Origin of the sequence: Streptomyces sp. NPDC088762, assembly GCF_044750905.1 — a bacterium.
In the GTDB taxonomy this organism is placed as follows: domain Bacteria; phylum Actinomycetota; class Actinomycetes; order Streptomycetales; family Streptomycetaceae; genus Streptomyces.
The window spans coordinates 1-25,576 of sequence record NZ_JBIVKT010000002.1 but is presented as its reverse complement, the minus strand read 5'-3'; the positions used below and the strand labels follow the sequence as shown (position 1 = coordinate 25,576).

Below are 25,576 nucleotides of genomic sequence, written 5' to 3'. Positions count from 1 at the left end.
GGCATGGCCCAGATCGAGACCACCCCGAAGACCTCGCCCAGCACCCAGGAAACCGGCCCACGACCGTCGGCCGGTGCCGTACTGGCCCGGGCGCTGCGCGGCAACCTGCGCCAGTACGGGATGCTGGTCGCGCTGGCGCTGATCGTGCTGCTGTTCCAGTTCTGGACGGACGGCATCCTGCTCCAGCCGCTCAACATCACCAACCTGATCCAGCAGAACGGCTACATCCTCATCCTGGCCATCGGCATGATGATCGTCATCATCGCCGGGCACATCGACCTGTCGGTCGGGTCGCTCGCCGCCTTCGTCGGGGCGGCCGCGGCGGTGATGATGGTCGAGCACACGATGCCGTGGCCGGTGGCGCTGGCGGCCGCGCTGCTGATCGGGGCTCTCGCCGGAGCCTGGCAGGGGTTCTGGATCGCCTACCTCGGGATCCCCTCGTTCATCGTCACTCTGGCCGGCATGCTGCTCTTCCGCGGTGGGACCCAGATCCTGCTGCAGGGCCAGTCGGTGGCGCCGTTCCCCAAGGGCTTCCAGGACATCAGCAGCGGCTTCCTCCCCGCGGTCGGCCCGCACACCGACTACCACAACCTCACCCTGCTGCTGGGCCTGTCGGTTCTGGCGGTAGCGATCCTGCAGGAGGTGCGCGGACGGCGGCGGGCCGCCTCGTACGGGCTGGAACCGCTTCCGGCCGGGCTGTTCCTGGTGAAGCTCGGCGCGATCACCGCGGCCGTGGTGACCTTCACGCTGCTGCTGGCCAGCTACCACGGGGTGCCGATCGTCCTGCTGATCCTCGGCGTCCTGCTGGTCGGCTTCGGATACGTGATGCGCAACTCGATCCTCGGCCGGCACACCTACGCCATCGGCGGCAACGAGGCGGCGGCGAGGCTGTCCGGGGTGAAGAGCAAGCGGGTCGTCTTCCTCGCCTTCGTGAACATGGGCGTCCTCGCGGCCCTGGCCGGACTGGTCTTCGCCGCGCGGCTCAACGCCGGTACGCCGCAGGCCGGCATCAACTTCGAACTGGAGGCGATCGCCGCCGCGTTCATCGGCGGCGCCTCCGCGAGCGGCGGGGTGGGGACCGTCCTCGGTGCGCTCACCGGCGGTCTGGTGCTGGGCGTGCTGAACAACGGCATGTCGCTGGTCGGCGTGGGCACCGACTACCAACAGGTGATCAAGGGCCTGGTCCTGCTGACGGCCGTCGGCTTCGACGTCTACAACAAGCGCAAGGCCGGAGGCTGACCTCGCCCGTCCCCGCTCGGCGCGACCGCCCGGACGACCTTTTTCGCCCCGGACCCACAGTGCCCGGATCACTCCTGTGGGGTCGAGCGTCATCCCTGACATCTCGTCAGCATTGCCTTCACTTCCCATCATTGCAACGTACCGTTGCATTTTGCCGCAGACCATTGCATCAATTAATAGGCTCTCACCTGCAGTTATGGAAGCTCGCGATTGACCGCTCAATGAACGCAACGTAGCGTTCAAGCATCAGCAAACACGTCATATCGCGAGATGGGGAATGGCCATGAGCGAGTCCGTCCACACCGTCACGACGCTGCCGACGGAGCGTCGGAGCGGCTGCCCCTTCGACCCGCCGGCGGAGCTGCTCGACGCCCGCCGGCACGGCCCCATCAGCCGCTACACGCACCCCGGCGGGAAGCCCGGCTGGATGATCACCGGATACGACATGGTGCGATCGGTCCTGGCGGACCCGCGGTTCAGCTCGCGCAAGGACCTCATGAACGTCGTCGACTTCGAGCTTCCGCCCGCGCCGCCGGGTGAGTTCCTTCTCATGGACGACCCGGAGCACAGCCGCTACCGGAAGCCCCTGGTGGGCAAGTTCACCGTGCGGCGGATGCGGATGCTCACCGAGCGGATCGAGCAGATCACCGCCGACTGCCTGGACGCCATGGAGAAGGCGGGCCCGCCGACGGACCTGGTGACCGCGTTCGCCAAGCCCATCCCCACCATCGTGATCTGCGAGATCCTGGGCGTGCCCTACGAGGACCGGGCGTCCTTCCAGGAGCAGATCGACGCGTTCATGGGCGGTGAGGTGAGCGACGAGGAGCTGATCGCGGCCTATACCGCGACCCAGGAGTACCTCGCCCGGCTGGTGGCCGCGAAGCGCGCCCACCCCACCGACGACGTCCTCAGCGAACTCACCGAGAGCGACCTGACCGACGAGGAGCTGAAGGGAATCAGCCTCATCCTCCTGGCGGCAGGGTTCGACACCACCGCGAACATGCTGTCCCTCGGCACCTTCGCGCTGCTGCAGAACCCGGACCAACTGGCCGCGCTGCGCGCCGATTCCACACTCGTCGACGGGGCCGTGGAGGAACTGCTGCGGTATCTGAGCGTCGCCAAGACGTTCCACCGCACGGCGCTGGAAGACGTCGAGCTGGGCGGACAGACCATCAAGGCCGGCACCACGGTCGTCCTCTCCTACAACACCGCCAACCGCGACCCCGACCGCTTCACCGACCCGCACACGCTCGACATCCGGCGACAGGCCGCCGGGCACCTGGCCTTCAGCCACGGCATCCACCAGTGTCTGGGGCAGCAGCTGGCCCGCGTCGAAATGCGGGTCGCCTTCCGCGCGCTGGTCGACCGCTTCCCCACACTGCGCCTGGCCGTGCCTGCCGCAGAGGTCGCCCTGCGCCCGGAGACCGCGGACATCTTCGGGGTGAAGAGCCTCCCGGTCACCTGGGACAGGACGTGAGCGCGCCGCACCTGGGCGTCGACCGTGAGCTCTGCATGGGCGCCGGATGACACCACGTGCCGCCGGCCGTCAGCAGTCCGTATGAACTGCGCCGGTCGTCGTCAGGATCCCGTCAGGGGCAGGCCGCAAGGGCGCTGGTGCGGGGATAGCTTTCACGTGCCGCCCCGGACCGCCTGCTCGCACCCGGGGCACCGCCTTTCGTTCACGGCTCCCCCAGGAGGGTCCCATGTGCTTGTTCCAGTACGACGACGATCCCGAGCCCGAAGAACGGGTCCCGGCCGAACTCCTCTGCGTCCCGGTCCGGCCGGGAACACCCGAGATGGTGGTACGCATGTTCCGCACCCCGCTGGGCGCGCGTACCGCGGTCGCATTCACCGGCCCGGACCGGCTGGCCGGCACGCTGGGCGCGGACCAGCCGTGGATCCGGCTCTCCGAGGCCGCGCTGCGGGCCATGGCCGAGCCGCTCGGGGCCGGGGTGCTGACCGTCGACCCGACCCTCACGGCCCCCGCGGTCACCGAGGCCGCCACGGCCGGCTCGCCCGGGGCCGGCCCCGCCGCGGCCCCGGCCGCGCACCGCGCCTCCTCGGCTTCCGCCGGGGACTCAGGGGACATGGCTCGGCACCCGGCTCAGGTTCCGGGGAGGATACGGCGCGTTTCGTAGGCCCACATCGCGATCTCGACCCGGTTGCGGGCGCCGAGTTTGGCCATCAGGCTGGCGAGATGCGTCTTCACCGTGCTGAGGCTGATGTGCAGTGCATCGGCGATCTCGGTGTTGGTCAGCCCGCGGGCGACGGCGAGGAGCACCTGCTCCTCGCGGGCGGTGACGGGGGAGACCGGCTGGGCCACGGGCCGGCCGGCGGGCAGGTCCGCGAATGCCTGGAGCAGACGGACGGTGACGCTGGGCGCGATGAGCGCCTCACCGTCGGACGCCGACCGTACGGCCTGCGCCAGGAGGTCCGGCCCCGTGTCCTTGAGGAGGAATCCGCGGGCGCCCGCCCGCAGTGAGCCGTAGACGTACTCGTCGAGGTCGAACGTGGTGATGACGACCACGGCCAGCGGGTCGGCGACGCCCGGGCCGGCGACCAGCCGGGTGGCCTCGAGCCCGTCGAGCACGGGCATGCGGATGTCGAACAGGCAGACGTCGGGGCGTAGTTCGCGGGCCAGACGTACCGCTTCCCGCCCGTCGGCGGCCTCGCCGACCACCTCGATGCCGGGCTGGGCGTTCAGGATGATCCGCAACCCGGTGCGGATGATCGTCTGGTCGTCAGCGACGAGGACCCGAATGGACACCGCTCTCGCTCCTCGCTCCCGGCAGTTCGGCTTCGACGTGCCAGCCCCGGTCGGTACCCGGGCCGGCTCGTAGTGTGCCGCCGAGCAGGGTCGCGCGCTCGCGCAGTCCGGTAAGTCCGTATCCGTCGCGACCCCGGCCGGTGCGCCGGCCGTTGTCGCGCACGCTCACCCGTACCGTGTGCCGTTCCGCGGCGACCCGAACGACGAGCTCGGTCGCGTCGACCGCATGGCGCAGCGCGTTGGTCACCGACTCCTGCACGATCCGGTAGACGGCCGCGTCCACCGCCGGTGGCAGCGCGTCCAGTTCGCCGTCGAGCCCCAGGTCGACCCTGAGGCGACCACCCGGGGTGCGCACCAGGCGCTCCAGATCCGCGACTCCGGCAGGGGGCGCCAGCTCGGCGCCGACCCCGCGGTCGCGCAGCGCGGCGACCATGGCGCGCATTTCCTCCAGCGTGCGCGCCCCTTCCTCCTCGACCCCCTCCAGCGCCTCGACGGCGGCGGACGGGTCGGTGCGCGCGAGCACCCGGCCCGCCTGGGCGATGATCACCATGGCCGACACGTGGTGGGCCACCGTGTCGTGCAGTTCCCGGGCGAGCTGCTCGCGCTCGCGGGAGCGCACCTGGTCCAACTGCCGCTCGCGAGCGGTCACCCGGAACCGCACGGCAGCCCCGACCACGCCGGGCAGCAGCAGGAAGACGAGGCCCACGACCTTTTCGACGACCGGGGTCTCGTCCGTGACGACACACAGCGCGCCGACCGCGAGGATCACCGCGCCGCCCAGCACGATCTCGCGTCCCGATCCCCACCGGGGCAGCGCGTACACCAGCACGAGCACGACCGCGCCGGTGTACAGGCCGACGGGCTCGCGCGGTGCGGCGACGAGCGAGGCCACCGGAAGCAGGCTCACCGAGCCGAACGCCAGTGTCACCATCGCCAGCGGGCGGGTCCGGCGCCACAGGGGCAACAGGCACAGCCACACGGCGATTACCACCGCCACCGGCCGCCACACGACGTTCTCGCGCAGGGTGGCCTCCAGCGCCACACCGGCAAGGCCCGCGGCGATCAGCGCCCAGTCCCGCCGCACCCGGGCGGGCGCACCGGGCGGCCGGGGTTCGGTCCACAGCGTTCGCAGGTCGTCTCGGAGCACGGTTCTCAGCGTAGGGACCGCGGCGCGGCGCGCATCGGCCGAAAGGACGGGGATTCACTCCGACTTGGGGCCGACGGATCCGCGGCCCGCGAGCCGATGCCGCGGAGCGCCGTGGCGAGGAGCCTCGGCATCGGCGGCCGTACAAGGACGGCCGCCGAGGTGGTTGGAGGACCCGATGCTCTCGAAAACCCTGTTGCGCCTGGGCGGGGGCGCCGCCCGCCATCCCTGGCGGGTGATCGCGGCATGGCTGATCGCCGCCACGCTCGCCGTCCTCGCCGCCGTCGCCTTCGGCGGGCGGACCGCGGATTCGATGACCGCTCCGGGACTGGACTCCCAGCGGGCCGCGGAACTGATCGAGCGGGCGGGCACCGGCCAGGAGGGGATGACCGCCCAAGTGGTCGTCACCCCGCGCGCCGACGGTGCGACGTTCTTCGACGACGCCGGCGCGCGCACCGCTCTTACGCGGCTACGGGCCGAGGTGAAGCGGCTGCCGCACGTGCTCGCCGCGAGCGACCCGGCGGGGGCGCTCGACGCGGGCGGGGACACCGCAGTGCGCGGCGGCCTCGTTTCGGCCGACGGGCGGATCGCGGTCGTCCGGGTGCAGTACCCCGACCAGAGCCGGCTGTCGGCCGAAGACCTCGACGCCCTCGTCGATCTCGGCGACCGGCTGCGCGCCGAACTGCCCCTGCGCATCGAGATGGGCGGGAGCCTCTTCTACGCCTTCTCCGACCCCGACGGCGGCGCGAGCGAGCTGATCGGCCTCCTCGCCGCGGCCGCGATCCTGTTCCTGGCGTTCGGTTCGCTCGTCGCCGCCGCGCTGCCGATCGGCATGGCGGTCTTCGGACTGACCGTCGGGGTCGCCACGATGACGGTACTGGCGGGGGTGACGGACGTCCCCACCTTCGCACCGGTCCTGGGCAGCATGGTCGGGCTCGGAGTGGGCATCGACTACGCGCTGTTCGTGCTCGCCAGGCACCGGGAGTACCTTGCGCGCGGGCTCGATCCGCACGAGGCGGCCGGACGAGCGGTGGCCACGGCGGGGCGGCCGGTGGTCTTCGCCGGCGGCACCGTCGTCGTGTCGATCCTCGGCATGGCGGTCGCGAACGTGCCGTTCATGACGGTGGGCGGGGTTGCCGTCTCGACCGTCGTCCTGACCATGGTGCTCGCGTCGGTGACGCTGCTGCCGGCCTTCCTCGGCGCGGCCGGCCCGCGTCTGGGGCGGGCGGGCCGGATCGGCCGGGCTCTGCAGAGCAGGAAGCCGGGCCGCATCGCACGGCGGCGGGACCCGGCGGCAGACGCCGCCCACGCCGCCGGGTGGCGTCGCTGGATCGGGCACGTCAGCCGGCACCCGGTGCCGTACGCGGTCGGCGCGGCGGGGCTGCTGCTGACGGCGACGCTGCCCGTGCTCGGCCTGCGCGTCGGCCTGCCCGACGACGGCTCACTGCCTCAGAGCCGGACCGAGCGCCGCGCGTACGACCTCGTCGCCGAGGGGTTCGGCCCGGGCACCAACGGTCCCCTCGTCATCGCCACGGACCCCACCGGCGATCCGGGAGTGCTGGACCGACTCGTCGGGGCGGTCGCGGCGGATCCGGGCATCGCATCCGTCGCGCCGACGCACGTCGATCAAGCCACCGGCATCGCGACCCTCGTGGTGTTCCCGACCACCAGCCCTCAGGACAAGGCCACGGCCGACACCATCGCCCGGCTGCGCACCGACGTGCTGCCCACGGCGATCGGGCACGGCCCGGCCAGGGCCCACGTCGGCGGCGCCGCCGCGAGCCTGTCCGATGTGGGCCGACGCACCAGCCAACGCCTGCCGGTGTTCGTCGCCGCGGTGCTGGCGATGTCGTTCCTGCTGCTGATGCTGGTCTTCCGCTCGATACTCGTACCGCTCAAGGCGGTACTGCTGAATCTGCTGAGCATCGGCGCGGCCTACGGCATCATGGTCGCGGTCTTCCAGTGGGGCTGGGGAGGCGCACTCATCGGGCTGGAAGCAACGGTTCCGATCGTGTCGTTCATCCCGATGTTCCTCTTCGCCATCCTGTTCGGCCTGTCGATGGACTACGAGGTGTTCCTCCTCTCCCGGGTACGCGAGGAGTACCTGCGCACCGGCGACGACGGCACGGCGATCGTCGAGGGCGTCTCGGGCACCGCCCGGATCATCACCTCGGCCGCCCTCATCATGGTGGCGGTCTTCCTGTCCTTCGCGGTCGCCGAGGACCCCTCCGCCAAAATGTTCGGGCTCGGCCTGGCCACCGCGATCTTCATCGACGCCACGGTCGTACGCATGGTGCTGGTACCGGCGACCATGACACTCCTCGGCCGGACCAACTGGTGGCTGCCGAAGTGGCTGGACCGCATGCTCCCCCGCGGCCCGGTCGGCACTGACGACACCGACGACACCGACGACACCGACGCGGAATCCACGAGTGAGGCCCCGCGTCCACGGCTTGCTTGACCGTTGACTCGACACCTCCGGCCGGAGAGCGCCTCGCTCACCGCGTCTCCGCCTTGGCTCACTGGCCGCCCGGCCCGGTGGGTCGGGCCCCGTCCGGGCGCCGGAGCATCGCCAGGCGGCTCGCCGTTCGGTCCAGGTCGCGCGTGAGGGCCTGGCCGGCGGGGAGGGCGGTCAGCGGGTCGGAGCCGATGAGGACCAGCCGCACGTCCCGGTCGCAGGCGACGTCCACCAGGTTCGCGAACCGCTGCCGTCCGTCCGCGGAGGCCTCCGCCAGCGGGGGTACGCCGTCCAGGACGAGGGTGGTGAACCGTTCGGCGAGTGCCAGGTAATCGGGCACCGCCGTCGCGGTCTCGCACAGCGCGTCGAAGCCGAACCAGACGAGTTCACCGCGCACCGCGCGGGCCGGCAACTGCCTCAGGTGGGCCTGGACTCCGGTGGCCTCCGTCGGCGCGGGGACGGTGAGGGCGAGCTCCTCCAGGGCGGTGGCCCCGGGGGCCAGGCACAGGCCCGTCGCGAACCGGCGGCCGCCGCCGCTCGCCGGCTGCGACGCCGCGACCCGGCGGAAGTCCACCGGACCGGTGACGTCCAGTACGTCCATCCGCTCCTCTATGAGCTGGATGGTCGGCTCGAACAAGTGGTGGTAGAGCGGGTCCGGCATCAGCCCGGCAGGCGGATAGTTGGAGGTGGTGACCAGGGTGATCCTGCGGTCCAACAGCGTGCGGAAGAGGCGTGCGATCAGCATGGCGTCACCCGCGTCGTGGGCGTGGAACTCGTCGAAGACCAGGACCCTGCTGTTCCCGATCAGGTCGTCGAGGGCGCTGTCGACGGCGCTCTGCCCGTCGCGGCGGGCAGCCGGACCGGTCACTCCGTCGTGCAGCCGCCGGAAGAAGTCGTGGAAGTGCAGGCGGCGTTTGCGCCCGGTGGGCAGCCCTTCGTAGAAGGTGTCCACCAGCCAGCTCTTGCCGCGGCCCACCGGACCCCAGACGTACAGGTCACGGGGCCGCCTGGGGAACGTCCAGGCCGGCCGGGCGAGTTCGGCCGCAAGACGGGCCAGCCGCTCGACGGCGGCCTCCTGTGCGGGGGCGACCGAGAATCCGCGCTGCGCCGCGGCCTCGTGGAAATGGCGGCGCATGGCCTGGTCGTGCTGGTACACCGGGCAGCTCATCCGTTCGTATGCTCGGGTTCGTCAGGATGTCGGCGGAACGATCAGGCGGGCTCGGAGGCCGCGGCCACCGCCTCCAGGACGTCCACCGTTCCGCGGCCGCCGTCCACCCGGATCCTGTCCCCCGTGCGGATCCGCGTCGTCGCGTTGCCGCATCCGACCACCGCCGGAATGCCGAGCTCGCGCGCCACGATCGAGGCGTGCGAGAGGTTCGCGCCGACGTCCGTCACGATCGCCGAGATCCGCGTGAACAGCGGTGTCCAGCCGATGTTGGTCACCGTGGTCACCAGGATCTCGCCCGGCCGGATGGCCTCGCCCTCCTCGACGGTGGCGATGACCCGGGCGATGCCCTCCACCACGCCGCCGGACGCGGGCGAACCCGTGACCGTGTCCGTGGCGGGCGTCGTGTTCTGCGCGTCGAACAGGTCGGCCCGCCGGTTCGGGTCGGCGGCCCAGGCGGCCGGCTCGAACTCGCCCCGGATCAGGGTCGGGTAGGTGGGCAGCGAGCGGTAGCCCTCGTACGCGGCGCGGCGGGCCGGCACCGCGGCCAGCGGGGCCAGGTCGCCGCCAAGCACGGCGAGGATCTCCTGGTGGGACAGGAAGAACAGGTCCTCTCCTCCCCCGGTGACCTCACCGGCGCGCAGTACGAACGTGCGCAGCAGCCAGAAGACGCGGGCGACCTCGGTACGGGCGGCCTCCCGAAGGCGCGCCGAGGCCGCCCAGGCGTCCACCGCGGCGCGCATCCGCCTCACTCGCCGGGGGTGTGCGGCGGCCAGCCGGTCCCATGCCGCCGCGCGTGCGGTGGTCTGCCGTGCGAGCCGAAGTGCCGCGTCCTCCTCGACCGTGCCGAGTGCGGCGAGCTGCCGGTCGATCCACTGTGCGTCCTCGGCGGGCCGCGGGAGGGACACCTCGAACTCGTGCGGGCCTCGGTGGCCGTACGTACGGGTGTAGGTGTCGCGGTCGGTCTCGCCGCGGGCGAGCCGTTCCAGGCCGAGCAGCGGTCCCATGCTGGCCAGCCGGCCCTCGTCGCCGAGGCCGGTGGTCATCAGGTCGGCGTCCGCTTCGCCCACCAGGGACTCCAGGGTGCCGCGTACCTTGACGAGGGAGTCGCCGCCCTGGCGGGTGGCGGCCTGGAGCATGTGGCAGCAGCGGCGGAAGTAAGGTGCCACGTCCGCTTCCCACAGGGCCGAAAGCTCCCCCGCGGTCGCCGCGGCGGTGACGCGGGCCCGCAGTTCCTCGCAGCGGCCGGGCGCCTCCTCCAGGAACGCCGGCAGCTGCTTTCCGTTCGCGCGGATGCGGCTCATCACCGCGAACGCCTCGCCGATGGTGTCCCGCCAGACCCTCGCCCTGGACGCGGGCAGCAGCGGAACGGCCATGCCCGCCGGAAGGCGCCCGAACACCAGCTCGTTGGCCCGGGCGAACTTCCGGCCCTGCCCGAACGCGGCCGCCAGGGTGGCCGTGACACTGAGGTTCATGTAGAAGCGGCCGCCGATGTTCCCGTACATCGGGCGGCCCTCCAGGGTCGCCCCGACCATGACGTCGCCCATGAACGCCTTGACGAACGACCAGGTCGCGGGCGTCATCACATCCGGGACGGCCTCGCCGAGGTTGGCGCTCGTCCACAGGGAGTCGGTGCCGGTGCTGTCGTTCCACACCTCGGGCCCGGGCTCCGCGACCGTGGTGATCGGCCGTGCCTGGAGGATGCGGAAGGAACCCGCCTCGCGCGCCCACTCGACGTCGCGCGGCTCTCCGTACAGCTCCTCGATCGCACGTCCCAGCCGGGCCAGTTCGCCGGCCTCCGCCGTGGTAAGGACCGGGGCTTCGCGCAGGCCGGCGGGGACCGGCCGTTCGGCGGTGCCGTCCGCGGTCGGTACGGTCATCACCTCCTTCGCGGCGATGCGTTCCTCCACCACGGCCAGGCTCGCCCGGTCGACGACCAGGGTGTCCGGGGTGACCAGCCCGCTGACGACGGCTTCTCCCAGTCCCCAGGCCGCATTGACCACGAGCCGGTCGGTACGTCCGCCGAGCGGGTCGACCGTGAACATCACTCCGGCGGCGTCGGCGGCCACCAGCTCCTGCACCACCACGGCCAGCGAGACGTCCTCGTGCGCGATGCCCGCCCTGGCCCGGTACGCGAGGGCGCGGTCGGTCCACAGGGAGCCCCAGCAGCGCCGGACTGCGGCCAGCAGGGCGCTCTCACCGGTGATGTTCAGGTACGTGTCCTGCTGGCCGGCGAAGGACAGGTCGGGCAGGTCCTCGGCCGTGGCCGACGAGCGTACGGCGACCGTGCGCGCGCCGTCGCCGAGTTCCGCGTACGCCTTCGCGATGGCCTGTTCGAGGGCGGAGGGCAGCGGGACCTCCTCGAAGAATGCCCGGATGCGGGCGCCCGCCCCCGTGGCCGGATCGCCGTCCGGTCCGGACGCGGCGGTGAGCTCGGCGCGGATGCGGTCGGCCACACCGGTGGAGGTGACGAACTCCTGGTACGCGGCGGTCGTCACATGGAACCCGCCCGGCACCGGCAGCCCGGCTCGCACGAGCTCGGACAGAGCCGCTCCCTTGCCCCCCGCCGTCTCCAGCGTCGCGGCGACAGCGTCCAACGACAGCACGAAGTCCATGCCCTGGTCCCCCAACTCGGCGCCCTGGAAAAGATCATGATCGCACCGGGACGACCGCGTGAACAGATGCGTCACCCGGCGAACGACAGCCGGGCAGCGAGCGCCGCCCCCGGCTGTCGAGCATCTGGGCCCGACGGCCCGCGCCCTGGGCCACGGTGACGCCGCGGCCGCGCCGGAACTCCGGCATTCCCTCGTCCCGCAGGGCTCGCAGGCCGCGAAGAACGGTGTTTGCGTTCACGCCCGCGCCCGGGAGTGATCACCGCCGGGGGCAGCCGCTCCCCTGCCACGCACTCCCGCCGGCGCCTGTCTCCTTGACGAAGAACCCTCCCGCCGAACGGAAAATCCGGCGACCCGAGGAGACCGCTCGACTAAGGTCGCGCGGGGAGGTAGACGCGTGTCCTGGCCATCTGTGATCATCCTTGTCTCCGCGGAGCGACGTCCGTCGCTTGAAGGGCGACTCCGTTCCCTTGACCTCGTGCCGAACCCCGTGACGGGCGACGAAAGGCTGCACCAGCACGGGTACTCGTACTACATCGACCTCTCCGGCGGGATCCTGGCGGACTACGAGCCGGAGGAGCTCGAAGAGGTGAGGTCCCGGATCGGCGAACCGTACGCGGTCTATGTGTCGTGTCAGTCCATGGACGCGGCCCGGGACTTCGTCCGCGATGTCCTGCCTGGAGTGGACGGTCTTGTCGACACCAACCACCACGAGATCTTGCAGGCGAGCGAGTTCCTCAGGCTGGTGGACCGTCACCCCGGATGGGACTGGCGTCGCCAACCGAGCACAGACCTCCCGTAGACCGGCTCGCGTCGCAGGCACAGCAGTTGCCAAGTGTGACCCGCCACATGGCACCACATGACACCTGGTGACGCCGCTTGGCACCGCTTGGTGCCAATCCGACGCCATTCCAGCCCCGAGGAAAGCCCCCAGCGACACCACCCGCCACCGCCCGTTGAAAGCGTGGCACCGTCGTCACCCTCCTGACCTGCAGCGATGTGCCGACCTGCCGCACCGGGACCTCGGCAACGCCACCCATGGCGCCATCCGGCTTGCAAATGGCACCACCATGGTGCCACTATTGCGTCATGGACCTCACGCCGTACGTCGAAACACTCCGCAGGGAACTGGCCGTGGCCGCCGAAGCCGGGGGCTCCGAAGCCCGCGAGCTCGCCGAGCGGCTGACCGCGCCGCTGGAGTCGGCCACCCGCCTGACCCTGCTCAATGTGCTGTCCGCCGCCATGGACGAGGTCACCCGTGAACTCGCCCCCGGCTCGGTCGACGTACGACTGCGTGGCCTCGACCCCGACTTCGTGGTGGTGCTGCCGCAGCGCGAGGACCGGACCGAACCGCTGGACGCGCCGACGCTCGCCCCGGCCCCCGCGCCGGCCGACACGGACGAGGGCGGCACCGCCCGCGTCAATTTGCGCCTGCCGGCCCACCTCAAGGCCCGGGCCGAGGAGGCGGCGGGCCGCGAGGGCCTGTCGGTCAACGCATGGCTGGTCCGGGCGGTGTCGGCCGCGCTCGACGGCGGCACGCGGCCGCGGTCGACGGAGAAGAGCCAGGCCATCGGACAGACCTTCACGGGCTGGGTGCGCTAGCCGCGCCCTGGTCCGCACCACTTCACCCCCACCACGTCCCACCAGCCGGGACGGCCCAAGACCCAAGAGGACGGGACAGCCATGCCTTCTTTCGACACTCCAGAAGCGATCTCGGTCACCGCACGCGTGGAGGCCGGTTCCATCCAGTTCACCGCGGGCGCCCGCCCCGACACCGTGGTCGAGGTGCGGCCCCGCGACCCGAAGAAGGACCTGGACGTGCGGACGTCCGACCAGACCGAGGTCACGTACGCGAGCGGCGCGCTGACCGTCAGGACGCCCAAGTCCAGCCTGTTCGGCCGCACCGGCGTCGTCGACGTGACGGTCGAACTGCCCACGGGCTCGAGCATCGATGTGACCGGCGCCTGGACCCAGGTGCTCGGCGAGGGCCGGCTCGGCGAGGTCCGCGTGAAGACCTCGTCAGGCGACGTCCGCCTCGATGCGACCGGCCCGCTGAAGCTGACCGCGTCGCACGGCTCCATCACGGTGGACCGCATCGAGGGCATGGCCGAGATCACCACCAGCTCCGGCAGCCTGCGCGTCGGCACCGTCGACGGCCCCGCCGTCCTGAAGAACTCGCACGGCACCACGACCGTCGGCGCCGCGACCGGCGAGCTGCGGGTGAGTGGCGCCCACGGCGACATCGAGATCCGGCGCGCCGGGGACTCGGTCACCGCCACCACCGCCCACGGCACCCTGCGGGTGGGCGAAGTGGCCCGCGGCACCGCCCAGTTGGAGACCTCGTACGGAGCCATCGAGGTCGGCGTTCGCGAGGGCACGGCCGCCTGGCTCGACGTCAACGCCGGCTCCGGCCAGGTGCGCAACACGCTCACCGCGTCCGAGACCCCGGGGGAGACCGAGGACACCGTCAAGATCCGCGCCCGCACCCGGCACGGGAACATCGACGTCCGCCGCGCCACGGCCTGAACACGGACCCGAACCCCGCCAATTCGCCGAGCCCCTGCCGCTTCAGCCTTCGAAAGGGAGGGCCACATGCCTTCATCTGTCATGTCCACGTCCAGGCGAGGCGGCGGCCAGGAATCGCCCGCCGCCGTCTCCGCCGTCGGCCTGCGCAAGTCGTACGGCGACAAGCGCGTCCTCGACGGGATCGACCTGCACATCCCGGCAGGCACCGTCTTCGCGCTGCTCGGTCCGAACGGCGCCGGCAAGACCACCGCCGTCAAGATCCTCTCCACCCTGATCTCCGCCGACTCCGCCTCCGGTGAGATCCGCGTCGCCGGCCACGACCTCGCCGGCGACCCGCAGTCGGTCCGCGCCGCGATCGGTGTCACCGGGCAGTTCTCCGCCGTCGACGGCCTGATCACCGGTGAGGAGAACATGCTCCTCATGGCGGACCTGCACCACCTGTCCAAGCGCGAGGGACGGCGCGTCGCGGCCCAGCTGTTGGAGCGCTTCGACCTGGTCGAGGCGGCGAAGAAGCCGGCCTCCACCTACTCCGGCGGTATGCGGCGCCGGCTCGACATCGCGATGACGCTGGTCGGAAACCCGCGGATCATCTTCCTCGACGAGCCGACCACCGGCCTGGACCCGCGCTCCCGCCACACCATGTGGCAGATCATCCGCGAGCTGGTCTCCGACGGCGTCACCGTCTTCCTCACCACCCAGTACCTGGAGGAGGCCGACGAACTCGCCGACCGCATCGCCGTGCTCAACGACGGCAAGATCGCCGCCCACGGCACCGCGGAGGAGCTCAAGCGGCTGATCCCCGGCGGCCACGTCCGGCTCCGCTTCACCGACCCGGTCGCCTACCAGTCCGCCGCCCTCGCCCTGCGCGAGGCAACCCGCGACGACGAATCCCTCGCCCTCCAGATCCCCAGCGACGGCAGCCAGCGCGAACTGCGCTCCCTCCTCGACTGGCTGGACGCGGCCGCCATCGAGGCCGACGAGCTGACCGTGCACACCCCCGACCTCGACGACGTGTTCTTCGCCCTGACCAGCGGCATCCACGTTCCCAACGCGCCCAAGGAGACCGGCCGATGAGCTCCCTGTCCCTCGCCGTACGCGATTCGTCGACGATGCTGCGCCGCAACCTCCTGCACGCCCGGCGCTACCCGTCGCTCACCCTGAACCTGCTGCTCACGCCCATCATGCTGCTCCTGCTCTTCGTTTACATCTTCGGTGGCGCGATGAGCGGCGGCATCGGCGGCGGCGACCGTTCCGACTACATCGCCTACGTCGTCCCGGGCATCCTGCTGATGACCGTCGGCAGCACCGTCATCGGGGCCGCGGTCTCCGTCGCCACCGACATGAACGAGGGCATCATCGCCCGCTTCCGCACGATGGCCATCCACCCGGGTTCCGTGCTCATCGGGCGCGTCGTCGGCAGCGTCCTGCAGACGGTCGCCAGCGTGGTCCTCGTCGGTGCCGTCGGCGTGGCCATCGGCTTCCGCTCCACCGATGCCACCGTCCTGGAGTGGCTCGCCGCCTTCGGCCTGGTCGCGCTCTACGCCCTGGCGCTCACCTGGATCGCGGTGGGGATGGGCATGGCCAGCCCGAACGCCGAGGCCGCCAGCAACAGCGCCACACCGCTGATCCTCCTGCCGCTCATCTCCAGCGCGTTCACCCCGATCGACTCGATGCCGGGCTGGTTTCAGCCGATCGCCGAGTACCAGCCGTTCACCCCGGCCATCGAGACCTTGCGCGGGCTGCTGCTCGGCACCGAGATCGGCCACAACGGATGGCTCGCCATCGCCTGGTCCCTCGCCCTGGCCGCACTCGGCTACCGCTGGTCGACCGCATCCTTCAAGCGGGACCCGAAGTAGGCGACGCGAGCGCGCGGGTCGCCTCCCGCAGCGCGTCCCGCCCGAGGGGCGGCGCACTCCGACACCACGTCGGGGCGCGCCGCCCCATCCCGTCCATCTGCCGCGGGGCAAATCAGTGCCCGGTCAGGGCCTTGAGCGCGATGTTGAGCTCGAGGACGTTGACGCGGGGTTCGCCCATGAAGCCGAGGGTGCGGCCCTCGGTGTGGTCGCTGACGAGCTTCTCCACCTGCTTGACCTCGAGCTTGTTCTGCTCGGCGACCCGGTGTACCTGGAGCTCGGCGTAGGCCGGGGAGATGTGCGGGTCCAGGCCGGAGCCGGAGGAGGTGACGGCGTCGGCGGGCACGTCCTCGGGCTTGACCTCGTAGGTCGCGGTGGAGTTGTCCGCGACGACGGCTTCCTTGGCGGTGATGACCTGGGCGCAGAGGGTGCCCTCCTCGGCGTCCTCGGTGCACTGGCCGTCCACGGCACCGTTGTCGCCGGAGCGGTTGGTGGCGCCGGACAGGATCAGCGAGTACCGGGTGTTGACGCTGTTGGCGCCCAGTCCGTTGGAGGGGCGCGGCTGGAACCACTTGAGGTCTGGCCTGGCGGCCTCTTCGGCGTCGTTCGGGTTGCTCTTGGGCAGGTCGTAGGTCTGTCCGATGAGGGAGGAGCCGACGACCTTGCCGCTCGCGTCCTTGATCTCGGAGCCGTTGGCCTTGTCGTTGAACAGGCCTTGGGCGATCCCGGTGACGGCGAGCGGGTAGAGCACGCCGCACATGACGGTGAGGACCAGCAGGGCGCGCAGTCCCGCGCCGATCAGGCGCGCTGTGTTGGCGACGGTGTTGTTCATGGTCGTGTCTCAGCCGATTCCGGGGATGAGGGAGATGAGCAGGTCGATGAGCTTGATGCCGATGAACGGGGCGATCAGGCCGCCGAGTCCGTAGAGGCCCAGGTTGCGGCGCAGCATCTTGTCGGCGCTGGTCGGCTTGTACCGCACGCCCTTCAGGGCGAGCGGCACCAGCGCGATGATGATCAGCGCGTTGAAGATGACGGCGGACAGGATCGCGGACTCGGGCGAGGCCAGGCCCATGATGTTGAGCTTGTCCAGACCCGGGTAGGCGACCGCGAACATCGCCGGGATGATGGCGAAGTACTTCGCCACGTCGTTGGCGATCGAGAAGGTCGTCAGCGCGCCACGGGTGATCAGGAGCTGTTTGCCGATCTCCACGATTTCGATGAGCTTGGTCGGGTTGGAGTCCAGGTCCACCATGTTCCCGGCCTCCTTGGCAGCCGAGGTGCCCGTGTTCATGGCCACGCCGACATCCGCCTGCGCCAGGGCGGGTGCGTCGTTCGTGCCGTCGCCCGTCATCGCGACCAGCTTCCCGCCGGCCTGTTCGCGCTTGATGAGGGCCATCTTGTCCTCGGGAGTGGCCTCGGCGAGGAAGTCGTCGACGCCCGCCTCCTCGGCGATCGCCTTGGCGGTCAGCGGGTTGTCACCCGTGATCATGACCGTCTTGATGCCCATGCGGCGCAGCTCCTCGAACCGCTCCCGCATGCCCTCCTTGACCACGTCCTTCAGGTGGACCACACCCAGGACCCGAGCCCCGTTCTCGTCCTCCACGGCCACCAGCAGTGGTGTGCCGCCCGCCTGCGAGATCGTGTCGGCCAGGGACCCCGCCTCGCCGGTGATCAGGCCACCGCGCTCCTTCACCCAGGCGATGACGGAGCCGGCGGCACCCTTACGGATCTTCCTGCCGTCGACGTCCACACCCGACATGCGGGTCTGGGCGGTGAACGCGATCCACTCCGCGTGCGCCGGCTCGCCCTGGTGCCGCTCGCACAGCCCGTACTCCTCTTTCGCCAGCACGACGATGGAGCGGCCCTCCGGGGTCTCGTCCGCGAGGGAGGACAGCTGGGCGGCGTCGGCGAGCTCGGCCTTCGTGGTGCCCTTGACCGGGACGAACTCGGCCGCCTGCCGGTTGCCGAGGGTGATGGTGCCGGTCTTGTCCAGCAGCAGCGTGGACACGTCACCGGCGGCCTCGACAGCCCGGCCGGACATCGCCAGAACGTTGCGCTGGACGAGCCGGTCCATGCCCGCGATGCCGATGGCGGACAGCAGCGCCCCGATGGTGGTCGGGATCAGGCAGACCAGCAGCGCGGTCAGCACGATCATCGAGGTCTGCTCGTCGGCGCCCGCGTAGATCGCGAACGGCTTCAGTGTGAAGACCGCGAGCAGGAAGACGATCGTGAGGGACGCCAGCAGGATGTTGAGGGCGATCTCGTTCGGCGTCTTCTGCCGGGCCGCGCCTTCGACCAGGTTGATCATCCGGTCGATGAAGGTCTCGCCGGGCTTGGTCGTGATCTTGATGACGATCCGGTCGGAGAGCACCTTCGTGCCCCCCGTGACGGCCGAGCGGTCACCGCCGGACTCCCGAATCACCGGAGCGGACTCCCCCGTGATCGCGGACTCGTCCACCGAGGCGACACCCTCGACGACGTCGCCGTCGCCGGGGATGATGTCGCCGGACTCGCAGACCACCAAGTCACCGATCCTGAGCTCGGTGCCGGGTACGGCCTCTTCGCCGCCGTCCTTGGTCAGGCGGCGGGCCACCGTGTCGGTCTTGGCCTTGCGCAGGGTGTCGGCCTGGGCCTTGCCGCGGCCCTCGGCCACCGCCTCCGCGAGGTTGGCGAAGATCGTGGTCAGCCACAGCCAGAGCGTGATCGCCCACCCGAACCAGTCCGTCGGGTCCTTCACCGCCAGCACGGTGGTGACCACCGAGCCGACGAGGACCACGAACATGACCGGCGACTTGATCATCACGCGCGGGTCGAGCTTGCGGATCGCGTCCGGGAAGGACGTGACCAGCTGTTTGGGGTCGAAGAGGCCGCCGCCCACCCGTCCGGCGGGCTCGTTCCCGGTGGGGATGTCGTCGTGCGGTGCACGGGTCGGAGTCATGGTGCTCATGAGGCGAGTCCTTCAGCGAGCGGACCCAGCGCGAGGGCGGGGAAGTAGGTCAGGCCGGTGACGATGAGGATGGTTCCGACGAGCAGCCCGGCGTAGAGGGGCTTGTCGGTGCGCAGCGTGCCCGCCGTCTCCGGTACGGGCTTCTGCTCGGCGAGGGACCCGGCCAGGGCGAGGACGAACACCATGGGCAGGAAGCGGCCCAGCAGCATGGCGATGCCGATGGTGCTGTTGAACCACTGCGTGTCGGCGTTCAGGCCCGCGAAGGCGGATCCGTTGTTGTTGGCGCCCGAGGTGTAGGCGTAGAGAATCTCGGAGAAGCCGTGCGCGCCGGTGTTCGTCATCGAGTTCACCGGGGTGGGCAGCGCCATGGCGGCGGCGGTGAAGCCGAGGACCAGCGCGGGCGTGACGAGGATGTAGCAGGCCGCGAACTTGATCTCGCGGGTGCCGATCTTCTTGCCCAGGTACTCCGGCGTCCGGCCGACCATCAGGCCCGCGATGAACACCGCGATGATCGCCATGACCAGCATGCCGTAGAGCCCGGAGCCGACGCCGCCGGGCGCGATCTCACCCAGCTGCATGCCCAGCAGCTGGATCCCGCCGCCGAAGCCCGTGTACGAGGAGTGGAAGGAGTTCACCGCACCGGTCGAGGTCAGCGTGGTCGCGACCGAGAAGATCGACGAGGCGCCGATGCCGAACCGGGTCTCCTTGCCCTCCATCGCCCCGCCCGCGATCTCGAAAGCGGGACCCTTGCCTGCGAATTCGGTCCACATCATCAGGGCGGTGAAGCCGATCCAGACGACCGCCATGGTCGCGAGGATCGCGTAGCCCTGCTTCACGCTGCCGACGAGCTTGCCGAAGCTCCGGGTCAGCGAGAACGGGATGACCAGGATCAGGAACACTTCGAAGAGGTTCGAGAACGGGTTCGGGTTCTCGAAGGGGTGGGCCGAATTGGCGTTGAAGTAGCCGCCGCCGTTCGTCCCCAGCTCCTTGATGACCTCCTGCGAGGCCACCGCCCCGCCGTTCCACTGCTGTGTCCCGCCCATGCCGTGCTCACTCGAAAACTGCCCGACCTCATGGATCCCGGCGAAGTTCTGGATCGCACCGCAGGCGACCAGGACGAGCGCGCCGAGCACGGCGATGGGCAGCAGGATGCGGACGGTGCCGCGCACCAGGTCGGCCCAGAAGTTGCCGAGCTCACCGGTGCGGGAGCGCGCGAAGCCCCGCACGAGGGCCACCGCGACGGCCATGCCGACCGCGGCCGAGACGAAGTTCTGCACCGCCAGGCCGCCGGTCTGCACGACGTGGCCCATGGCCTGCTCACCGGAGTACGACTGCCAGTTGGTGTTCGCCACGAAGGAGGCGGCGGTGTTGAAGGCCTGGTCCGGGTCGATCGAGGCGAAACCGAGCGAGCCGGGCAGGGAACCCTGCAGGCGCTGCAGACCGTAGAGGAAAAGGACGCTCACCGCCGAGAAGGCCAGGACACCGCGCAGGTAGGCGGGCCAGCGCATCTCGGTGGACGGGTTGGCGCCGATGACCTTGTAGATCCACTTCTCCGGCTTGTACTGCTTCTCGGAGGAGTAGACCCGGGCCATGTAGTCGCCCAGCGGGCGGTGGACGAGGGCGAGGGCGGCGATCAGGGCCAGCAGCTGGAGCACGCCGGCGATCTGGGGACCCATCTGCTCAGAACCTCTCCGGCTTGACGAGGGCGAGGACGAGGTACCCCAGCAGGGCGACGGCGACCGCGAGGCCGACGATGTTCTCGACGGTCACAGCTTTGCCACCCCTCGGGCGACGACTGCCACCAGCGCGAAGACCGCGAGGGTGGTGGCGACGAAGGCCAGATCGGCCATCGTGAGCTCCTGGAATGAAGTGATGAAATGGATTCGGCCGTGTGGCCGGAGCCCATCTCACCCCTCGGCTCCCCCGCGTTGAGCGTCCTTGACGAGCTCCATACGGCCGCCCGGGCGCCTTTAACGGCTCCCATACGCCGGGGGCCCCGGCCCGGCGGCGCCGGAGAGCGAGCTGCCCCGACGAATCAGGCCTGCCCGGAGGTGGTGAACGCGGTTCAGAGCACAGCACGTGGCGGCCCTCGCCCCAGGGCGTAAGTGATCAGCGGACATGGTTGGGGAAGGGCAGCGTCCGAACCAGACGTGAGTGACGGCGCTGACGTAACGGGCGCCGCACCGGTCGGTGGGGACGGCGAGTTGCGCTCCGGCTTCGTCCAGGCCGCTCCCGTCGAGGCGGGTGGCGAGGAGTACCGGGGTGTCGCCGAAGTCGCCGTCGAGACGGCCCACGCCGGCACGGTGTGGTGGCCGTCCGCTCGCGGGGGCACCACGGATGTTCCTATGGAGGAGTACGAGGACGCCACCCACCACCCGCCGGCTCAGGCCGCGGTGTGGGCCGCCGCCGCGTGGCGGGCCGTCTTGACCGCCGAGAGAAGCAGGATCACTGCGAGCGCCGGGATGATGACCGTGTCCGGAAGGGCGCCGAGGAGGAGCCCGCCCAGGAGTGCGCCGGCGATGGAGCCCGCCGCGAGGACCAGGGTGAAGCGGAGGTTGGCCCGCAGCACGGCAAAGCTGCCGTCGCGGCTGTACCGGGCGAAGGCGACCAGCATGGTCGGCAGCGACACCAGCAGGGACAGGCTGCCCGCGATCTTGATGTCGACGCCGTACAGCAGCACGATCGTCGGGATCAGCAACTCGCCGCCGGCGACGCCCATGATCGCGGCGACCACTCCGATCCCGAAGCCGGCCACCGCCCCCACCACGGCCAGCAACGGTCCGGTGAGGCCGAGTCCGCTCAGGTCGGCGGTGTGCGTGAAGACCAGGGCGCCGGCCATCACCACCATCAGCACCGCGAGGACCTTGTAGAGGCTGCCGGAGCGCATCCGCACCGCCCAGGACGCGCCTGCCCAGGCCCCCAGGAGGCTCCCGGCGAGCAGGTTGACCGCGATGGTCCCGTGCGAGCCGAGCTCGGCGAAGGGCACTGCGGCCAGCCGGGCCGGCAGCGCCGTCAGCACGACGATGAGGCTCATCGCCTTGTTCAGGATCACCGCGGACAGGGCCGCGAACCCGAACACGCTGATCAACAACGGCAGGCGGAACTCCGCCCCACCCAGACCGATCATGCCGCCCAGCACCCCGACGGCTGCCCCGCATACGAACGTCAACGGCACCGAGCGGCCGGCCCGGCCGGGCAGGACATCAGATCTGGCACTCACGAACGGAACCCTTGCTGTCACGGCCGCCCGGAACGCGCGACTCGCGGACCATCATCTCCGGCTCCCACCCCACCAGCCCACCCCTTCCGGCACGGATCTCAGGTTCCTCCGACGCCGGCACCCGGAAGGTCGGCGGTTCCACCAAGCCTTCGGCGCAGAGAGGCGCATGAGGCCCACCGTCACATGGTCTTCATGCCCCGTGCATGGTCCAGGTCTGGTTCCCCGACCCATGATCGGCTGAACGTCCACTGCCGCATCGAGGAGCATTCATCCATGTCCAACCGCCGTACCTTCCTGGCCGGTTCGACCGCCGTGCTCGGTCTGACCGCCCTCACTGCCACCGTCACCGGGTCAGAGCAGGCGGCGGCCTCGGTGGCGCTCCCGGAGACGGGGGACGGCCAGGTCAGCAGGCCACCGAACTTCGTCGTCGTCCTTGCCGACGACCTCGGCTACGGCGAGCTCGGTGCCTACGGCCAGAAGCTGATCACCACACCCCGCCTGGACCGGCTCGCCGCCGAGGGACTGCGCTTCACCGACGCGTACTCCACCGCCGCCGTGTGCGCACCCTCCCGCTGCTCCCTGCTGACCGGACTGCACACCGGCCACTCCACCGTGCGCGCCAACCCCTCGTCGGGTGGCCAGGGCTCGCTCACCGCCGCCGACACCACCTTCGCCCAGGTGCTCCGGGCGCGCGGCTACCGGACCGCCGTGATCGGCAAGTGGGGCTTCGGACCCGAGACGGCCGGCCAGGAGAGCCATCCGGCCGCCCGCGGGTTCGAGGAGTTCTACGGCTACATCACCCACAGCCACGCCCACGAGTACTACCCCGAGTACCTCTGGCACAACGACGCCAGGCAACCCATCCCGGCCAACGCCGGCGGCGTCAAGGCCGTGTACGCCCCCGACCTGCTGGAGCAGCACGCCCTGGAGTACATCGACGCCCACGCTGACGAGCCGTTCCTGCTGCTGCTCACCCCGAACGTGCCGCACGCACCGAGTGACGTACCCGACACCAGTGCGTACGCCGACCGCGGCTGGACGGCCGCGAACAAGGGGCACGCGGCCCAGGTCAGCTACTTCGACACGCTCGTCGGCAAGGTGGTCGACCGGCTGCGCGCCCGCGGGCTGGAGCAGGACACCGTCGTCCTCGTCACCAGCGACAACGGCCCCCACGAGGAGGGAGGGGTCAACCCCGACCTGTTCGACGCGAACGGCCCGCTGCGCGGCTACAAGCGCAACCTCTACGAGGGCGGCGTACGGATCCCGCTCATTGCCTGGGGCCCCGGCCTCGTCAGGCAGGGCACCAGCGACCGGCCGACGCCGCTGACCGACGTGCTCCCCACCCTGGCCGAGCTCGGTGGCGCGCCCTCCCCCACCGATGTGGACGGTCTGTCCGCCGCTCCCCTGCTCGCCGGCAGCGCCGACTCGGCCCGCCACGGACACCTGTACTGGTTCCGCGACGAGTGGGGCGTCACCAGCCGGGCCAACGCGCAGGACAACAAGCGCGCCACGTGGCTGGCCGAGGCGGTCCGCCGGGACAACTGGAAGGCCGTCCGCTTCGCCCCCGAGCGGGACCACAACCTCCCCGACGACAAGTGGCAGGTGGAGCTCTACGACCTGGCCACCGATCCCGGCGAGACCCGTAACGTCATCGACAAGCACGCGGCGAAGGCCGGCGAACTCGTGGCGCTGATGCGCTCCTCCTGGAAGGACACCTATCCCCGCAAACCCTTCGGGACGACGCTGACCCTGCCCACTCTGGCCGTCCCCGGTGAGCCGTTCACCGTGACCGCCACGCTGGACAACGGCTCCGCACGGCCCTGGACCAACGCCGCGCTCGCCCTGCGCGCCCCCACCGACTGGACCGTGACCCCCGCCTCCCCCGCCACGACGGACCAGCTCGCCGCGGGCGGTCGCCTCACCACCTCCTGGCAGGTGACCCCGCCCGCGAACGCCACCCCCGCGACCGCGTGGGCGCTCGCCGCGGAAGGCACCGCCGACACGCCGTCCGGACCGGTCCGCTACCCGGCAGCGGGCACCGTCCCGACCCCGCCGGCCGCTCCCGTCCGCGACTCGTACCTGTCCGACCTCCCCTGGATCAGCGCCACCAACGGCTGGGGACCGGTGGAGCGCGACACCTCCAACGGCAAGAACGCGGCCGGCGACGGCCCGCTGATCTCCTTCGGCGGTACGACGTACCCCAAGGGCCTCGGCGTCCACGCGCCCAGCGACATCGCCTACCACCTCGGCGCCGCCGCCGTCCGGTTCACCGCTCTCGTCGGCATCGACGACTTCTCCGCCAAGCAGAGCAGCGTCGGTGCCACCCGGGCCAAGGTCTACGGCGACGACCGCCTGCTGCTGACCACCCCCACGCTCACCGCGGCCACCGGCCCGGTCCGCGTCGACCTGGACGTCCGCGGGGTACGTGTCCTGCGCCTCGTGGTCGAGGACGCCAACAACCGCACGTCCTTCGACCACACCTCATGGGCCCTGGCCCACGTCACAGTGGAGTGAACCTTCCGGCCCACAGGCCGGAGAGGCCGTTCCGGAGCGTCGCTCACGGAACGGCCTCTCCGGCATGCGTGGGACCGTCGGACCGGATTACGCGGGGTGGGCGGCCACCCGGAACCCGATGTTGCCGGTCGAACTGTCGGGCGTATTGGAACTGCGCGCGGCCACCCGGTAACGGTTGCAGTAGGAGTCGTGGCACAAGTACGAACCGCCGCGCATCGCCCGTGCGGTCTCCTCGCCCGGTGTGAACCAGTCCGCGCACCACTCCCAGACATTGCCGACGGTGTTGTACAGCCCGAAGCCGTTGGGCCGGAACGACTTCACCGGCGCCGTGCCCGCGTACCCGTCGGCGGCGGTGTTGAGCACCGGGAAGTCGCCCTGCCAGATGTTGCACATGTGGCGGCCGCCGGGCATGAGCTCGTCTCCCCACGGGTAACGGCACTGCTCCAAACCACCGCGGGCGGCGTACTCCCACTCGGCCTCGGTGGGCAGGCGGGTCCCGGACCAGTCGCAGTAGGCCTGGGCGTCGTGCCAGGACACGTGGACGACGGGGTGGTTCTGCCGGTCGGTGACGTGCGAGCCCGGCCCTTCGGGGTGGCGCCAGCTGGCCCCTTCCACCGCCCGCCACCACGGGACGGCCGCCACGGGCGGGGAGACCGCGGCGACCTCCTCGGCGAGGAACGCCCCGAAGGTGAAGGAGAAGCCGAAGCGCTCGGCCTCGGTGGTGTGGCCGGTGGCCTTGACGAAGGTGGCGAACTGGGCGTTGGTCACGGCCGTGGCCGCGATGCGGAAGGGCTCCACGACCACCTCGCGGACCGGCCCCTCGGCATCCGCGGGGAAGCCCTCCGGGTCGTCGGTACCCATGAGGAAGCTGCCGCCGGGCAGGCTGAGCAGCTGCCGGGCCACGCGGGAGGGCGGGGGCGTCGGGGGCGCAGGCGCGAGGGTGAGCGTCGGGGCGTGGGTGTGGCCGGGGGTGCAGCATGCGGGCATGACGGCTCCGTCGGGACGGCGGGCGGCCGGGGGGCCCGGGCGCGGGGTGAGTCGGGGCGGGGGGGGGGTGACGGCGTCGGGACGGTGCGGCACCTGGCCTCGCGGATCGGGGGGTCGGCGCAGGAGTGCCGGGCCGTGAACGTG

The 25,576-nt window shown here is 71.0% G+C and carries 19 protein-coding genes and 3 pseudogenes; 10 read left to right on the top strand and 12 right to left on the bottom strand.

Annotation, left to right across the window (positions count from 1 at the left end; genetic code table 11):
• Positions 1-3: 3 nt before the first annotated feature.
• The 3 genes and pseudogenes from mmsB to ACIP5M_RS04840 all read left to right on the top strand — a co-directional run.
• Positions 4-1,239 (top strand): multiple monosaccharide ABC transporter permease, encoded by a 1,236-nt coding sequence (mmsB, locus tag ACIP5M_RS04850; RefSeq protein WP_401191944.1) that lies wholly within the window; start codon positions 4-6, stop codon positions 1,237-1,239.
• 283 nt (positions 1,240-1,522) lie between these two features.
• On the top strand, positions 1,523-2,716 hold the full coding sequence (locus ACIP5M_RS04845; protein WP_401191941.1) for a cytochrome P450: 1,194 nt from the start codon (positions 1,523-1,525) through the stop codon (positions 2,714-2,716).
• Positions 2,717-2,942: 226 nt separating this feature from the next.
• Positions 2,943-3,233 (top strand): annotated as a pseudogene (locus ACIP5M_RS04840) (SAV_915 family protein); the annotation flags it as partial.
• Between the two features lie 110 nt (positions 3,234-3,343).
• Here the strand turns inward: ACIP5M_RS04840 and ACIP5M_RS04835 are convergent.
• A complete protein-coding gene (locus tag ACIP5M_RS04835; protein WP_267088103.1) occupies positions 3,344-4,006 on the bottom strand; it encodes a response regulator transcription factor in 663 nt (220 codons plus the stop codon).
• On the bottom strand, positions 3,981-5,153 hold the full coding sequence (locus ACIP5M_RS04830; RefSeq protein WP_401191938.1) for a sensor histidine kinase: 1,173 nt from the start codon (positions 5,151-5,153) through the stop codon (positions 3,981-3,983). Before ACIP5M_RS04830 ends, ACIP5M_RS04835 begins: the two co-directional genes overlap by 26 nt.
• A 175-nt stretch (positions 5,154-5,328) precedes the next feature.
• On the opposite strand from ACIP5M_RS04830, the gene ACIP5M_RS04825 reads away from it, so the two are divergent.
• Positions 5,329-7,611 carry an MMPL family transporter gene (locus tag ACIP5M_RS04825; protein ID WP_401191936.1) on the top strand — a complete coding sequence of 761 codons (2,283 nt, stop codon included), beginning with the start codon at positions 5,329-5,331 and terminating at the stop codon, positions 7,609-7,611.
• 58 nt (positions 7,612-7,669) lie between these two features.
• On the opposite strand, the gene zapE is transcribed toward ACIP5M_RS04825, so the two are convergent.
• The 3 genes and pseudogenes from zapE to ACIP5M_RS04810 form a co-directional block, all read right to left on the bottom strand.
• Positions 7,670-8,776, bottom strand: coding sequence for a cell division protein ZapE (gene zapE, locus ACIP5M_RS04820; RefSeq protein WP_401191933.1), 1,107 nt, complete (start codon positions 8,774-8,776; stop codon positions 7,670-7,672).
• Positions 8,777-8,817: 41 nt separating this feature from the next.
• Complete coding sequence (locus ACIP5M_RS04815; protein ID WP_401191931.1) at positions 8,818-11,388, bottom strand: PEP/pyruvate-binding domain-containing protein; 2,571 nt, start codon at positions 11,386-11,388, stop codon at positions 8,818-8,820.
• 115 nt (positions 11,389-11,503) lie between these two features.
• Positions 11,504-11,681: pseudogene (locus tag ACIP5M_RS04810) on the bottom strand (GntR family transcriptional regulator); the annotation flags it as partial.
• A 182-nt stretch (positions 11,682-11,863) separates the two neighbouring features.
• Here ACIP5M_RS04810 and ACIP5M_RS04805 point away from each other — a divergent pair.
• The 5 genes from ACIP5M_RS04805 (at position 11,864) to ACIP5M_RS04785 (ending at position 15,767) form a co-directional block, all read left to right on the top strand.
• Positions 11,864-12,187, top strand: a complete 324-nt coding sequence (locus tag ACIP5M_RS04805; protein ID WP_401191928.1) for a hypothetical protein — start codon at positions 11,864-11,866, stop codon at positions 12,185-12,187.
• A gap of 287 nt (positions 12,188-12,474) precedes the next feature.
• Positions 12,475-12,987: a hypothetical protein gene (locus ACIP5M_RS04800; RefSeq protein ID WP_401191926.1), complete on the top strand. Its 513-nt coding sequence runs from the start codon at positions 12,475-12,477 to the stop codon at positions 12,985-12,987.
• Between the two features lie 81 nt (positions 12,988-13,068).
• Positions 13,069-13,911, top strand: coding sequence for a DUF4097 family beta strand repeat-containing protein (locus tag ACIP5M_RS04795; protein WP_401191924.1), 843 nt, complete (start codon positions 13,069-13,071; stop codon positions 13,909-13,911).
• A 66-nt stretch (positions 13,912-13,977) separates the two neighbouring features.
• Positions 13,978-14,985 (top strand): ATP-binding cassette domain-containing protein, encoded by a 1,008-nt coding sequence (locus tag ACIP5M_RS04790; RefSeq protein ID WP_401191918.1) that lies wholly within the window; start codon positions 13,978-13,980, stop codon positions 14,983-14,985.
• Positions 14,982-15,767, top strand: coding sequence for an ABC transporter permease (locus ACIP5M_RS04785; protein ID WP_401191915.1), 786 nt, complete (start codon positions 14,982-14,984; stop codon positions 15,765-15,767). The genes ACIP5M_RS04790 and ACIP5M_RS04785 overlap by 4 nt, the downstream gene beginning before the upstream one ends.
• A 112-nt stretch (positions 15,768-15,879) precedes the next feature.
• Here the strand turns inward: ACIP5M_RS04785 and ACIP5M_RS04780 are convergent, their stop codons facing one another.
• From ACIP5M_RS04780 to ACIP5M_RS04755, 6 genes and pseudogenes are all read right to left on the bottom strand, one after another.
• The gene (locus ACIP5M_RS04780) at positions 15,880-16,596 is read right to left on the bottom strand and encodes a potassium-transporting ATPase subunit C (protein WP_401191913.1); all 717 of its coding nucleotides are present in this window, start codon (positions 16,594-16,596) and stop codon (positions 15,880-15,882) included.
• 9 nt (positions 16,597-16,605) lie between these two features.
• Complete coding sequence (kdpB, locus tag ACIP5M_RS04775) at positions 16,606-18,711, bottom strand: potassium-transporting ATPase subunit KdpB (RefSeq protein WP_401191911.1); 2,106 nt, start codon at positions 18,709-18,711, stop codon at positions 16,606-16,608.
• Entirely contained in the window at positions 18,708-20,387 is a 1,680-nt protein-coding gene (gene kdpA / locus ACIP5M_RS04770; RefSeq protein WP_401191909.1) for a potassium-transporting ATPase subunit KdpA, read from the bottom strand. Before kdpA ends, kdpB begins: the two co-directional genes overlap by 4 nt.
• 4 nt (positions 20,388-20,391) lie before the next feature.
• Positions 20,392-20,481, bottom strand: coding sequence for a K(+)-transporting ATPase subunit F (kdpF, locus tag ACIP5M_RS04765; RefSeq protein WP_401191907.1), 90 nt, complete (start codon positions 20,479-20,481; stop codon positions 20,392-20,394).
• Positions 20,482-20,840: 359 nt separating this feature from the next.
• Positions 20,841-21,028, bottom strand: a pseudogene (locus tag ACIP5M_RS04760) (molybdopterin-dependent oxidoreductase); the annotation flags it as partial.
• 66 nt (positions 21,029-21,094) lie between these two features.
• Positions 21,095-21,931, bottom strand: coding sequence for a sulfite exporter TauE/SafE family protein (locus ACIP5M_RS04755; protein WP_401191904.1), 837 nt, complete (start codon positions 21,929-21,931; stop codon positions 21,095-21,097).
• A gap of 273 nt (positions 21,932-22,204) precedes the next feature.
• On the opposite strand from ACIP5M_RS04755, the gene ACIP5M_RS04750 reads away from it, so the two are divergent.
• On the top strand, positions 22,205-24,445 hold the full coding sequence (locus ACIP5M_RS04750; protein ID WP_401191901.1) for a sulfatase-like hydrolase/transferase: 2,241 nt from the start codon (positions 22,205-22,207) through the stop codon (positions 24,443-24,445).
• Between the two features lie 87 nt (positions 24,446-24,532).
• Here ACIP5M_RS04750 and ACIP5M_RS04745 read toward each other — a convergent pair whose 3' ends face one another.
• Positions 24,533-25,432, bottom strand: a complete 900-nt coding sequence (locus ACIP5M_RS04745) for a formylglycine-generating enzyme family protein (protein ID WP_401191898.1) — start codon at positions 25,430-25,432, stop codon at positions 24,533-24,535.
• Positions 25,433-25,576: the final 144 nt, after the last annotated feature.